At 47.4% G+C, this 13,518-nt stretch carries 8 protein-coding genes, 1 tRNA gene and 1 CRISPR repeat array; all 9 genes read right to left on the bottom strand.

The genetic code is table 11. The features are described 5' to 3' along the window. Position 1: 1 nt before the first annotated feature. Positions 2-2,370: a CRISPR direct-repeat array (repeat unit 28 nt; unit sequence TTTCTAAGCTGCCTGCTCGGCAGTGAAC). Between the two features lie 130 nt (positions 2,371-2,500). Beyond that, positions 2,501-3,067, bottom strand: a complete 567-nt coding sequence (gene cas6f, locus BMY09_RS08490; protein ID WP_175483483.1) for a type I-F CRISPR-associated endoribonuclease Cas6/Csy4 — start codon at positions 3,065-3,067, stop codon at positions 2,501-2,503. Positions 3,068-3,072: 5 nt separating this feature from the next. After that, positions 3,073-4,077: a type I-F CRISPR-associated protein Csy3 gene (gene csy3 / locus BMY09_RS08485; RefSeq protein WP_091356622.1), complete on the bottom strand. Its 1,005-nt coding sequence runs from the start codon at positions 4,075-4,077 to the stop codon at positions 3,073-3,075. A 2-nt stretch (positions 4,078-4,079) separates the two neighbouring features. Continuing rightward, complete coding sequence (gene csy2 / locus BMY09_RS08480) at positions 4,080-5,012, bottom strand: type I-F CRISPR-associated protein Csy2 (RefSeq protein WP_091356619.1); 933 nt, start codon at positions 5,010-5,012, stop codon at positions 4,080-4,082. After that, positions 5,009-6,379, bottom strand: a complete 1,371-nt coding sequence (csy1, locus tag BMY09_RS08475; protein ID WP_175483482.1) for a type I-F CRISPR-associated protein Csy1 — start codon at positions 6,377-6,379, stop codon at positions 5,009-5,011. The genes csy2 and csy1 overlap by 4 nt, the downstream gene beginning before the upstream one ends. Before the next feature lie 57 nt (positions 6,380-6,436). Then, a complete protein-coding gene (gene cas3f, locus BMY09_RS08470; protein WP_091356614.1) occupies positions 6,437-9,772 on the bottom strand; it encodes a type I-F CRISPR-associated helicase Cas3f in 3,336 nt (1,111 codons plus the stop codon). Positions 9,773-10,156: 384 nt separating this feature from the next. After that, complete coding sequence (gene cas1f / locus BMY09_RS08460; RefSeq protein ID WP_091356609.1) at positions 10,157-11,098, bottom strand: type I-F CRISPR-associated endonuclease Cas1f; 942 nt, start codon at positions 11,096-11,098, stop codon at positions 10,157-10,159. Between the two features lie 77 nt (positions 11,099-11,175). Further along, positions 11,176-11,481 (bottom strand): hypothetical protein, encoded by a 306-nt coding sequence (locus BMY09_RS22030; RefSeq protein WP_139203163.1) that lies wholly within the window; start codon positions 11,479-11,481, stop codon positions 11,176-11,178. Positions 11,482-11,715: 234 nt separating this feature from the next. Beyond that, positions 11,716-12,900 (bottom strand): Fic family protein, encoded by a 1,185-nt coding sequence (locus BMY09_RS08455; protein ID WP_091356607.1) that lies wholly within the window; start codon positions 12,898-12,900, stop codon positions 11,716-11,718. 295 nt (positions 12,901-13,195) lie between these two features. After that, positions 13,196-13,271: transfer RNA gene (locus BMY09_RS08450), tRNA-Ala, on the bottom strand. Positions 13,272-13,518: the final 247 nt, after the last annotated feature.

Here is a 13,518-nt window from a genome sequence, read left to right as displayed (position 1 = left end):
TTTTCTAAGCTGCCTGCTCGGCAGTGAACCTATCTGCAATGCACCAACGTGAATTGTGGCTTTTTCTAAGCTGCCTGCTCGGCAGTGAACACGTACCAGGTGTTTTTCACTAACGAAAACGGTTTCTAAGCTGCCTGCTCGGCAGTGAACGTGGATGGAAAAATGGCTTGAAGAAATTGAACTTTCTAAGCTGCCTGCTCGGCAGTGAACATCGCGGCCCGTTGCTCTGAGATTGTCGCAGATTTCTAAGCTGCCTGCTCGGCAGTGAACTGCTCTCAATGCGGCTGGTAAACGGTTTGCTTTTTCTAAGCTGCCTGCTCGGCAGTGAACTCATCACCCGCCCACCCGGGCGGGCTTGCATTTTTCTAAGCTGCCTGCTCGGCAGTGAACTGGGCGGACATTTGGCTTTCACACGCGAAACTTTTCTAAGCTGCCTGCTCGGCAGTGAACCTATATTTGATATTGGGGGCCGTCTTAATCCATTTCTAAGCTGCCTGCTCGGCAGTGAACCGTCAAAAACGTTTTATAGCCACCTTTTTTCATTTCTAAGCTGCCTGCTCGGCAGTGAACGCAGAGGCAATCCGGGTAAGTGGCCAGTGTGATTTCTAAGCTGCCTGCTCGGCAGTGAACAGGCTGCGGCTCGATTGATTGAGCAGGGTTTTTTTCTAAGCTGCCTGCTCGGCAGTGAACCATTTAAAGCGCCTCAATCGGTTGAGGTGTGGTTTCTAAGCTGCCTGCTCGGCAGTGAACAATTACGATGGTTCATACTCTGCGCGGCGTCATTTCTAAGCTGCCTGCTCGGCAGTGAACGTTACCACTGTAGTCAAACAGCTCTGAAGTCTTTTCTAAGCTGCCTGCTCGGCAGTGAACTAAGCTGGGCTTGAGTAGCCCGGAGGATATAATTTCTAAGCTGCCTGCTCGGCAGTGAACCTGCATGCATAATGTCCTTCAAAGATGCCGGGTTTCTAAGCTGCCTGCTCGGCAGTGAACGTAGAATTTTCCGCCCTCCGATGTCATTTTCTTTTCTAAGCTGCCTGCTCGGCAGTGAACCAGATCGAACGAGAAGAGCAACTGCGCAGTATTTTCTAAGCTGCCTGCTCGGCAGTGAACGAACACGCCTTGCTCTGCGTAAAGAACCGGGCTTTCTAAGCTGCCTGCTCGGCAGTGAACGGCGAACAGCTGCAGGGCTATAAGCTGGTGTTTTTCTAAGCTGCCTGCTCGGCAGTGAACGCAAACCACCCGGGCTGCCTTCACCTACAAACTTTCTAAGCTGCCTGCTCGGCAGTGAACGTCATCAGCAAGACCGTAACATTCCGCCACCTTTTCTAAGCTGCCTGCTCGGCAGTGAACGATACGTACTATATGTCGTTGAACGGCGGTGCTTTCTAAGCTGCCTGCTCGGCAGTGAACTCCTACTGACTGGCTGATAAAGCCGGTCGGCATTTCTAAGCTGCCTGCTCGGCAGTGAACATGACGAGACAAGAAATGCTTGAGCGTCTGACTTTCTAAGCTGCCTGCTCGGCAGTGAACGCGACTGATAGTTGAGAATAGCAGTGTAGTCATTTCTAAGCTGCCTGCTCGGCAGTGAACGCTTACGGACATCATCAGGCCTGTCCAGCGCCTTTCTAAGCTGCCTGCTCGGCAGTGAACCACTCGGGGTGGTGTGCTTGAATTCCGGGTGTTTTCTAAGCTGCCTGCTCGGCAGTGAACGTTTGCTGGGAATGGGTGGGATGGGGTTGATATTTCTAAGCTGCCTGCTCGGCAGTGAACCTGGTGCGATTGATCTGCTATTTGAGTACGTATTTCTAAGCTGCCTGCTCGGCAGTGAACCAGCGTAGCTATAAACATAACCCGGTTCTATTTTTCTAAGCTGCCTGCTCGGCAGTGAACATGAAAGCCTTGAACGGGGCGGCGCTTAGTTGTTTCTAAGCTGCCTGCTCGGCAGTGAACTGGCCGTATCTGGTCGGCTGATGGTCAGTATTTTTCTAAGCTGCCTGCTCGGCAGTGAACATAAAGTGACCGGAATTACAGAGATATTCAGCTTTCTAAGCTGCCTGCTCGGCAGTGAACGCTGGCAACCTGGCTGGCGCTTTGACAGCGCTTTTCTAAGCTGCCTGCTCGGCAGTGAACCACCATCGGGACAGAGGCATGGTTTAGTAATCTTTCTAAGCTGCCTGCTCGGCAGTGAACTCAAACTCAGCCCAATGCATCTCACTACCATATTTCTAAGCTGCCTGCTCGGCAGTGAACATAGAATATCAGCGAGAATAGCAGAAATAACATTTCTAAGCTGCCTGCTCGGCAGTGAACATAGAATATCAGCGAGAATAGCAGAAATAACATTTCTAAGCTGCCTGCTCGGCAGTGAACTGAAGTATAACGCAGAAAAAAATAGCTGCATCAAACACTTAACCCGATATTAGTAAAAATACCAATGATTTTAGTGCTTTCTGCAACTATCTGTTTTTTAACAAGTTTTTAAAGAGCTAAAATTAAAGGGTTAAAACCAGGGTACGGTGCCGCCTTTAGACAGGCCGTAAGCATTGAACTCCCCTTCAACCGCTTTACCCTGCATCGCCTGTTCTATAAACAACATGAACTTTGGCTGCCCCGTGGTATAGCTTTTCAGCGTAACGTGGGGACAGTTCTTAGGTTGTCGATATTTCGCAAATATCGCTTCCTCTAATTCCGCGTTCCATGTTCCCCGTGCTTTATGCCTTTTTACCAATCGCCTGATATCGCTTTCTCCCTTTACGTGCCTGCGTCGATACAAGGCATAGCCCTTCACCTTTTCGGGAACCATTAAGACATCGGTGATCAGGGCGTAGTTCGACAGCACAGAATCATCACGTGCCTGCTCAAGCAGCCTTTGCATATCCTCAGATGTGCCATGCAGGCGTACAATTCCACCTAATGCCCTCGCCTGGCCATAAGCCGGGAAACTAATTCCTACACGCCCTTCATAGGATGGCAGTAACCCATGTAACGCTTGCATTAGCTGTGCGACGATAGCGGATTGCAGCAACTCGGGATCGGGGATCGCTTTTATTTCAAAATAGCTATCCATAATCATTATTCCTTGCCGCTGGCCCCGAAAACCCCACCACGAATAAGTACCGACATAATGTAATGTTGTTGCCCGACACCAGGCTTAGTGTCATTGAGTACCCAACCATCAAACAAGCTGTAAAAATCCTGCTTTTGTTTAGGCTGACGAAAAGCTGTACCTAAAGTGGTCACCGCAGCATACGGTTCCGCAGCGACAGGGAATTGAGCATCGGGATACCAGGTGTCAACCGTGCGGATAGCATTGCTGATTTTCTGTGAGTGCATACCGGCGATATCATGCTTTTTGTAAAGCTCTTTGCTTTTGGTTTTACCGGTATCAAGCACCAGTTCCTGAGATGGATAGACCTCTTGTCCGTAGCCTACTTTCACTTCTGCTTTGACATAAAGAATGACAAACGTCTCACCTTTTAAACCCTGTTCGATGAAGGCTGATATTTTGGCAACATCCGCATTAACATCATCAAAATTCGTCAGTGACAGTTTTTTTGCATCGGCTATTTCCGCAACAGAGTCGTCACCATTAGCCGATAAAGATACCGTTACTTTAATTGTTTCTGCACCTAAACGGTTGCGCCACAACCAACGCGCATTGGCGATGTTTGCAGCATAGCGACGGGAGAGTTCAGCAACACCCTGTTCCGTTAAATAACTATTTACGACTTCGAGTAATTTAGTTTGATAATCCTGGTCATTACAGACGCTTGGCTTGCCAGTAAAAGGTAAAACCTTACAACTCCATTTTACTAATAGCGTGTCGCAATCGTGATCTAATGCAGCAACATCTACCGTTTGTAGGTTAGCCTTTTCGATCTCTGCATCCAATTTTGCCGGATCATTAGCAATAGCTGCTTTCTGTCTGTTACTGATGGTGCCTCGTACCGATTTAGTTTGAATACCTACCGGTTTTAATTCCGTGGTTTTTGAGTGACTATCAAATTGCCAGAAAAAAGCGTCTGAAATATCTAAGTTGCGCTCAAAAGCTAATACGCTAGCGGTTTTTAATGTCATGGTTACTCTCCTTGAAGACCATTACTGGTTTGGGTCATAAGATAAAGGTTGTCGCTTTGACTGTAGCGCCAAAAGCAGCTTGATAGATCATTGGGTAAACGATTTGGGAACAACCATTTGCCTAAGCTATAAAGGGCTTCAACATAATGGCTTGGGTAATCGACAGTGCGACAATTCTGCAACTGCCCTGGATCGAACTTCGGATTTAATGCCTGATAACCAACCGGCATAGGCACTAACCAGCCCCTGCCGGTTTTAGGGCTTCGCGTTTTCCAACCGCTCTTGCTGACTTTTGTGTCAACCGGCACATGATGCAACGTTGCCACTTCAATTAAGGCATCCAGGCTATTGGCCTCGGGGTTTGATTCTTGCAAAGTACGGGTAATATCGACTAAATCTTTCTTTGCATCCATTAATACAAATGCTGGTAATAACGACCGTTTAATCTGCTCACCATCACTGGTATTGAAAAAACGAACCTGCTTAATCGCTCTTACGCTGCCCCCTGCCATGCGCTGTTGAAAGATTATTTGCCGACAACGCTCTTCGATGTTGTCGATATCATCATCTATATCTCTGGCTTCTTTTCGACTGGCAGACACCTCTACAACCAAGCTGACTGTCAGGTGCACTTTCCCCTCTTCAACAATGGAAGCGGTCTTACCATCTTTTTTGATCGGGTTACGCGACTGATTGAAGCTGTAATCAGCATAAGCATGCGGGCGATAACGCTGCACCTGAATATCATGACAGGCGATTAATACACCAGACAAATCAAGCGTAATACCTGCTTCCACTAATTTTCGATTGAGCGCATGAACCGCGCCAAGAAAGCCGGAGATGGCCGGAAATCCATACGTGAGAGGGCTTGATATCGCATTCGCGTTTTCAATTTCAATGCGGTCTAACAATAGGTAATGACTTGGATTACTCATGCAAATATCTCCTTCCCTGAGCGCAAGCTACTTTTAATGGCATCCTCTATTTCTCGTTGCCACTCTATGTATTGCGCATCACCAAAATCCTTAGCAAGGTTTTTAAATCGCTTTTGAAGGCGAGCGTTAATCCATAACGAAAACTGATCAACGATGGTCGCTTGCCAGTCGCTGGACAATCTGTTTTCAGCGAAGTCTTCCTCACCTTCTAAGTCTGCTCTATACGGATCTAACCAATATTTTTCATGCATGCTGAGTTGATAGTCTTTACTCCATCCCGGTGTATAGGTTTGCTGAATGTGTTCAGCCAACACAAAAATACTCGCGAGAATTAAGTCCAGTGCATCTTTCCGACTATCACGCACGTCTATGGTTCTTCTAAACTCTGAAATCACCTGATAAAGCTGGCTAAGTCCTACGCCACAACACTGCACAAGCCGCACATCAAATAATGATGTCTGTGATTTTGTAATACGGTATTGCGACTTAGTGTCATAGCTGGGGGGCATTGAAGAGAGTAAATAGCTACGCCCGCTCTGCTTACTGGTTAACTGGCTTATATTCTGGGGCTTAGTACCGCCAAGACGAATAATGGCGATATCTGGTATCGACCGATAAGGCTGCTGTTCTACGCTCTTCTTTTTTCTATTTTCTCGTGCCAGTTTATTTTCTTCACTAAACCGTGAATGATTTATTTTCTGAAACACCTGACTCGTCAACGCAGACGGATACAGCGGCACCACGGCAACATAAGCATCATCGGCAATCGCATTATTCAATGGCCACAGCAATTGCTTATTACGCTCGTAAGTTATCGGTTCGTCTATCACATTATCTAATGCCGCTTTGAAGCTGCTGGCATATTCGGCAGACAACTCAGCATTCGAGCTAAATGCACCTTCCACCGCTGGGTGTTGTGACTGAATCAATGTTCGCAGTTTTACGCCATTGCCCGCCTCTACTTCTTCCTCAAAAAAAGTCGCGAGTGGCAAGGCAGCAGCATTGCCATTTGCATCTAGCGGCAATTCACTCAACGTTTGCGAACCAACAATACCGTCTGGCAGAGGGGGTGACGTATCAAAGTTTAAGTTATCACCCTTAGAATCTGGATGAATCCCCTTTGAAATGTGTGTACCAAAATATAGCTGCTTCGCCATTCTATGGGCAGCATCCGGCATCCAGTTTTCTAGCTCATATCTGGCTTGAGTCGCGGTGATCTTAGTCTGCAACGAGGCGATTTTTTCCGCATCATTGGCAGCGTCTAACTTATCTAACGCTTTTAATTCTGGCTCGAGTTTTTTATCACACTGCGTTTTTAAAAAACGCAGAACCGTGGCTTTCACTTGCCCTTCCGTTATGGTTTCCATAAGCACTCCTTGTGTACTCATTTTCCAAAAATGTATTTTTCAATATCAGTGAATAACTCACTGCCAGAATCCTAACCACGGGTGATACCACCAGATGCGGTCTTCACGATTTTCCAGAGAGACCGAGGCAAACTGCCAGGCAATGCGGGATACATTAGACTCATCCCGTTTATCTGCCAGCTCTTGCAGCACCTCATCTAACTCGGTTGTCAGCCACGGTGATACCCTGTCGTTGTCAGGACTAAACTCCGCAAAGCGGATCTTCTTGCTCTGAAATGTGCAGTGATTAAGGTCTTCCCATGCGTCTTCTGCGTATGTGAATTTGTAGCCGCTTGGATCATCTGTCACCGGCAAGCATACAAAATCATCCTGAGGACCATCACTGGCACGAAATGGACTGATTTTTTGCAAATGTGCCGACGCGCGATTACCGTTATTTTCGCGCCAAAAGGCACTTACGAAGTTATCGCGATTGTTAAGCAGTTTTTGCATTACAGCATGCTCTAAATCGGCCAGACTCTCTGTTGGTTGCAACTCGTTAGAACGCACGATTCTTGCTACTGAATCCACATTGGCCAGTTGGTCTGCGCTAATTAAATCCCGACAAAAATGACTGCTCAGGACGAAATCCCTACTCTCAAAACCAGGCCGGACAAACGCCAATTCACTCCCTTTCAGAGCAAGAATATTTCTATCCAAAATCAGCATATTGGGTTTGTCAGCTACGTTATCGGGACGATGACGCCATACTCTGCCTGCCAGTTGAATAAGAGATCGCATCGACGACGGTTCGACAATTGCCCAGTCATAATCATGATCTCGCCCTACCTCAGCCACAGGACTGGCCACGACAATAAAGATTTGATGCTTGGCGGGATTGGTACCTATCGCAGTTTGTATCTCTTTGTGTGAAAAGATGGCGTTAGGCTCAACACGGGTCAGAATCCGGTCGAGTTGTCTCTCCAGGGCATCCCTTAATATCAATAACTGTTTCGCGTGATAGCAACAAAGATGAATCTGCGTATCGGTATCAAAACCGGCTTGTTGATAAAGAGCGCGAACTAACCCAATAATAGGTTTCACATTCGCCATGCGCACCAAACCGATACTGACTTTTTTTCCAGTCTTAGGGCAGGTTTCTGAATTATTCCGGTGTAGTTGAATCGCGCCGTTTACTACCTCAGCAGCCAGTGCATGCATATCAACTTTTTCATTCTCTGGCGGTGGAGGCAGATCAAGAGGCAGTATTTCTGCATGACGCCTTGGCCGTTGCTTACCAAGTTCTTTCGCTCGTTTTTGTGCAAACTCTAGGTGGGCTGTTGTGTATTGATCGACGTTCGCACAAATTACCTGCTGTTGTTTATATTCATCGAACCAGGCACAACAGATGGGTAAACCCGGATGAATCCCCATATGGCTATTCCAGATTTTTCGACCCGCCGCATAGGCTTGATATAATCCCGCAATCAGATCAGGCGTCAGGGTAGCTGAGGATAACAACACCTTACTCCCATACAGGCCAGCCATGTGAACTAAGCGCGACAGCGCAGGCAGATCCGACTGATCAAAATCATCTGGTTCGTCTAACACTAAATCACTGGTCAGCAGACGAAGAGTTGGAGCGATGTATCTTCCGCCTCTGACGCATTCCGATGCCTGCATAATGTGATCAACCGTACAGCTTACTACAGGTGCATAGAGCAACTGCCGAGTTTTAGGGTCGGATATCAGCGTACCGAATTCATCAGGTAAAATATCGCCATCAACCCATTCACTTTTATCTAATAGTTCTTCTAGCGACTCACTGCCCTGATCTTCAAACGTCATGCTGTTTCGTTCAGTTTGTGCCAGGTCAAAAAGCATACGATTAGCAGAACCACCAACGAGTACCGCCAGATCATCCTCATCCAGAGAAAGTCGCTGGCGCAATGCTTGTCCCGTTTGCAATGTCAGCACACGCAACCCTAAAGCGATAGTGAAACGCGCACCGGTTTCCGGGTTAGCTAAGGCATACATAATTCGGGCATTAGCTAATGTTTTCCCGCGCCCCGTTGACGCCATATTTACCCCAAAGAACCCTTGATCCTGGGCTAGAGGTTGTAACTTCTGTGCCAGCGCAAATGCGCCGTTTTGCCATGAGTAAACAGGATGCCTGGTTTGCTCAGTAAATGCTTTAAGCTTATCCGACAGGCTTGGTAATGTTTGCACTAGCATGGGGATTTCAAGTGCGACTCTTTTGGCAAATTCGCCAACGCCTATAAGGTGTTCATCCAGTGCTTGTTTTACTTGACGGTTTTTATCAGTGTTAGCGGCCAGTTTAGCTAAAAAGTCGGCATCCCCTTTTACTCGTCTTCTGTCTTCGCCATTGGGGAGGCTGGAGTAATTATGATCGGCCAACATCAAACACAGCCGCGCAAGATTCATAAATAGTGGGTCGGATATGGTTTGCGTTGCGAGCACTCGTAACGGTGCACAGTCACGCGCTTTTCTGGCCCAGCGACGGACGCCTTTTTGCCAGCTTTTGCTTGCCATTATGACGTCTTTTAAACGCCAAAAATCTTGATTATTCGGCAGCTTTTCATTTCTAACCCACTTATCAAACGGCTCTATGCTGGCGAAAAACTCATCAACATCTAACTCGTCACCCCATTCTTGGGCATTGCGTTGTTCTGACTGGCGATTTCTTGTCTCATAGCGTGATGGCAAGAAAGTGGGCATACGGTGGTGAGTAACAATCAGCCAGGCAACCAGCTTTGCTAAAGGGGGGAGATAGTCTAGTCTTTTAGACTTTGCATCGCCTTCTTCAGAGTCATTTGGTAACTGTTCTCTCCACTCAGGATTATCCCGCGTAAAACCGTCAAAATCCATTAATCGGGTTAGCCATTCGTCATCGGTTTTACAGCCATAAATCATTGCCTGAAACAGCCTTAGGGAAAGCCATTCGTGACGATAGGGATCACCCATATTCTTGCCACTGTTATTCAGTAATTTATTCTGAAAACCAATTGTCGCCTTGCCAATATCATGCAGAAGGCCAGATAGAACAGCGATAATCTGAATGCTGTGCGCGTGAACCCACTTTGTTTCATCATGGTTAATGGAAAATGCTTTATGTGTGCTATTAACTGGCACCTGGCCAAGCTCATTGAACTTTCTTTTATTCCCCACCACCCACACCAGATCAGAGCGGGAGCGACTGCGTATCCAATGACAACTTACCGCTGTGCTTTTACTCGCGGTTTTACGTAGCAGTTTTTTAACCGCCAATAGCCCTTCCTGCGTAATGATAGTTTGCCAGGTGTTATCGCCAATACGATCCGCAAACGCATCCAGCACTCGTCGGGTGCGCGCCAGCGCTTTCTTTTCGCATTGAGAAACAAAGGTGACCATCATGATTGAAGCTCCTCAAGATCATTTCAAACAAGCCATGACCAAATCGATGATTTTCCTCAGCAGCATCATTATCTGTATACGCTCTTCAATAGAGAGCTTTACCAGAAAATTACGACCCATTCTCACCAGCCGTAATATGACTCTCCGAACAAGTTTAAAAAATAACATCCAGGCCTCTCCCATCAGGAATGGCTATAGATTAAAATTCAACCAACTCTATGCAACCTAATAAAACCATCTTTAAATATATTTATAATTCTCTCAATAATATGTATGATTCAACTTCTACCGAACAGGTAGCTTAGAAATAATAAAACCAACCTTAATGTCTTAACTGCCGAACAGGCAGCTTAGTAATAGGGGGAGGGCTAGATCCTCCCCCTATTACTCCCAATCTTGCTTCAACGCGATACCTTTCACCTGATCAAACATAAACTCTAATGCTTTATGGTCGGTAAAGGCTTGCAGACATTGCTGACGATATTCTTGCTCGGTCGCTTTTTCTTTGGCACAGATAAAGGCCCAGGGCAGGATGATGGCGTCTTTTATCAGGTCGGCGATATCAAATACCAAAGCGCCCCGGCGTGTTTTGCCATGCATGACGGCAAAGCCATGGGGTATGCCTAACACCCAAAGCGTGGTGGCTGCCAAACCATAGGACAGGTAGTTGCCGTGATTCAGAAAAGCGTTTGCGGTGTCTATTGCTTCACGCTCGCGGGTGAAATCACCGTAGTTGGTTGAGCGAGCGGCATATTTATAGAGTTGTTTAGTGAGTTCGGCTTCGGCTTGCAGCAAGCGGGTTACTTGGTTAGCGGCTGATATTTTAGCGAGGCAGTTATCCAGAGCGGGTTGGATGTCGGCACTATTAAAGCCTTCCGCTTTTAAGTCACGGTTTTTACTCCATAACGTTTGTAGGTAGCTGATTCGAGCCTGTTGAAACTGCTTCGCGGCGATGAGGCGCTTATTGTCATCAAACCAGAACTGCATCCACCCCTGAAGGTATTCAGTCGGACGATATTCGCTTTGTGGCGTTAACCACTCTATTTCGGTCGCCATCAGCAATGGCGTGCCACCGCCACCACAAAAGCCGACCATTACGCCTGCCGAAGCCAGCATGCGCATCGCCGCCTGAGTGATGGAAGTTCCTGTGCCTAACAGCAGGCAGGTGGTGTTGGCGATAGGAATGTTCCAGTACTGGTTTTCGTTTTTGGCTTCGGTGAGATAGAGAACACGGCCATCTTTTTGCATTACCCGGCATTTTTCCAGGTAATAAATATTGGCGCGTTTAGAGTGCAGTATTGCTTTAAGATCACTGAGTTGTTCCATCGTCCCTGAAATCCTATATCGATATGTGTTTAGCTAACCTAACCTGAAAGATCCACAACGCGCGACTCAACACTGTTTCAACGCTGCTGGAGATAGACAGAAGTGTGTACCGTTATCATCCCCACGCTGGGCATACAGGCAGCTCTGGGATAAGGTCTTTCCGGGCGGCCAGTTTTCAGCCTTCGCCGTCTAAAAACAAAATCCCCCTGACTGGGTTGAAGCTCTATAGAAACGTGACAACGCCGCACCTTATTCACAGAAAGGTCAAGCTGGCAAAGATAATCGTCTTCTAATAAATCTTTGGGGCGTGGGGTAAAACGAGTCTCGCCGGAGGCCTTCCGGCTGAACGTCTGTTTTTTGAGGGTAGGAATAATTTCAGTCATAAATCCTTCTACACATTATGCCTGTCGCATTTATCAGGCTCTGCTGTACATCCATGGTATTCTGAAATTATCTATAACATGTACTCTATCTCGTAGTCTATCAGCAGCAATGAATTACCCGACAGATGAGATGGGGAAAGCTCTTTGATGAAGATCGTTATCAGAGCCATGTTATCAACCCGCTCTGAAAGACAATATCTGGTTAAAACCGTCTCTGGATTTCTGCCAACTGACCTACGGCCAGTTAATATCATAGCGGGTGCTGCGCCCTCCCCCTTCCAGCTTTTTCAGGCAGTTTTTCCCCAGAAGATCCGCAAGATGCCGGGTCGCAGTTGCCTTGGATACACCTGCTATGCCCATATATTTTTTGGCGTTCAGATGCCCTTCAAAACCACCGGGGCCTGCATCTAATAGCCGGTTCAGCACTTTAGTCTGCTGTGTATTCAGTCCGTCCTGACTATGAACCTGCCAGAAGCGGGCTTTTTGCATCACCAGATCGATACGCGCCAATGCCGTTTCTAACGTGTGCTTAAAGGTGTCTAAAAACCAACGCATCCACGGGGTAATATCGACATCGCCTTTCTGGGTCGATTCAAGAATCTGATAATACGCCTGCCGTTTTTCCATAATACTGGCGGCCATGGCGTAGAAACGCACTGACTGGTTCTCTGCCTGGGCCAGAGCATAATCACTGACAGCCCTCGCCAGACGGCCATTACCATCATCAAACGGGTGCAGGGTAACAAACCATAGATGAGCCTGCGCAGCTCGAAGGATTGGGTCTAATTCACTATCGGTTCGGCTGGATTCTAACCAATCGAGAAGTGTATTTAGCTGTTCATCCAGGTTAGCTGAACCCTCCCCGACCGCTTGTTTAGGCGGCGCTTCAAAGTGTACCACTTGTCTGCTTACAGGCCCTGAGACGACCTGCATGGTAGCATCACCACGTAGTTCGCCAACACGGATATTAACGAGGCGGTATTCCCCCTCTGCGGGCTGTGGAAACAGATAACGATGCCACTGAAACAGGCGCTCCATCGTTAATGGCTGCTGATGATCCTGCGTGGCATCCAATAGCAGCTCAGCCAGTCCCTCGCTCTGAGCAGTTACCGGTGTGAGGCCTGCGTCATCAACACCTAGTCGGCGTGCGAGCGAAGAGCGCACCGAAGCGGCATTGAGATGCTCGCCCTCGATAGCGGATGATTGCACTATATTTTGTAACAGTGCATCCAACTGGCTGGCAGCAGAACTCTCGTCAGCCACCGTATCGATTTTACCCAGCAACCGGCCCTGAAGCTGATGTACTTCACGCAGGCTGGCGCTAAGGGCTTTATCATCCCACCTGAACTCAGGCCAGTCTGGCTGTTGCCAGATCCAGATATGCTGATGTGAATAGGTATGATCATCTGTTGGGGACATCTGTCACCTCTGAGTAAGCGTGATATTTATCTGCTCAACTATTTCCAGTTGATCGATCACATAACCACGCTATGAGCCGATTAATCGCTCTATTCGGCTCACAATAAGAGCCAATTATAGTTAATATTCGGCTCACAGGGAAATTTGAGCGACAGATTGCCTTTCATCGAGCTGGTTAAACCGACTTGATACAGATCAGAAACAATAGGGGCCGAAAAAGATAAAAGACATTTCAGATACAAAAAAACCAGCAAAGTGCTGGTCTGATGATGTCCTCTATCGAGGAGGAAGGAATTGGTGGAGCCTAGCGGGATCGAACCGCTGACCTGTTCGCTGCCAGCGAACCGCTCTCCCAGCTGAGCTAAGGCCCCAAAACCAAGTGGCGGCTATATTAATGGCGACCCCGTTGTCTGTCAAGCAATGAAGTTGACTATTTTTCTCGTCAAACAGTGTTGATTTTTAAACGGTTATTTTAGCGGTTCTTTCTGATTCAACAGGTCGCTGACCGATGCAGATCATATCGATAATTTGCGACGGGGGATTCGAGGTCTGAGGTCCGAAGTCCGAAGTCCGAAGTCCGTAGTCTGAAAGAGCACAGTCCGGAATCCTCCCTTGTAG

Source organism: Amphritea atlantica (assembly GCF_900111095.1).
Classification (GTDB): Bacteria; Pseudomonadota; Gammaproteobacteria; order Pseudomonadales; family Balneatricaceae; genus Amphritea; species Amphritea atlantica.
Note: the sequence above shows the minus strand (reverse complement) of the source record. Positions and strands in the feature narration are given on the sequence as shown.

What these genes read in the sequence shown, in the direction of transcription:
- csy1 (WP_175483482.1), bottom strand. Translation starts at nt 6,379, where the DNA reads ATGGAAACCATAACGGAAGGGCAAGTGAAAGCCACGGTTCTGCGTTTT.
- cas6f (WP_175483483.1), bottom strand. Translation starts at nt 3,067, where the DNA reads ATGGATAGCTATTTTGAAATAAAAGCGATCCCCGATCCCGAGTTGCTG.
- cas1f (WP_091356609.1), bottom strand. Translation starts at nt 11,098, where the DNA reads ATGGAACAACTCAGTGATCTTAAAGCAATACTGCACTCTAAACGCGCC.
- csy2 (WP_091356619.1), bottom strand. Translation starts at nt 5,012, where the DNA reads ATGAGTAATCCAAGTCATTACCTATTGTTAGACCGCATTGAAATTGAA.
- BMY09_RS08455 (WP_091356607.1), bottom strand. Translation starts at nt 12,900, where the DNA reads ATGTCCCCAACAGATGATCATACCTATTCACATCAGCATATCTGGATC.
- csy3 (WP_091356622.1), bottom strand. Translation starts at nt 4,077, where the DNA reads ATGACATTAAAAACCGCTAGCGTATTAGCTTTTGAGCGCAACTTAGAT.
- cas3f (WP_091356614.1), bottom strand. Translation starts at nt 9,772, where the DNA reads ATGATGGTCACCTTTGTTTCTCAATGCGAAAAGAAAGCGCTGGCGCGC.
- BMY09_RS22030 (WP_139203163.1), bottom strand. Translation starts at nt 11,481, where the DNA reads ATGACTGAAATTATTCCTACCCTCAAAAAACAGACGTTCAGCCGGAAG.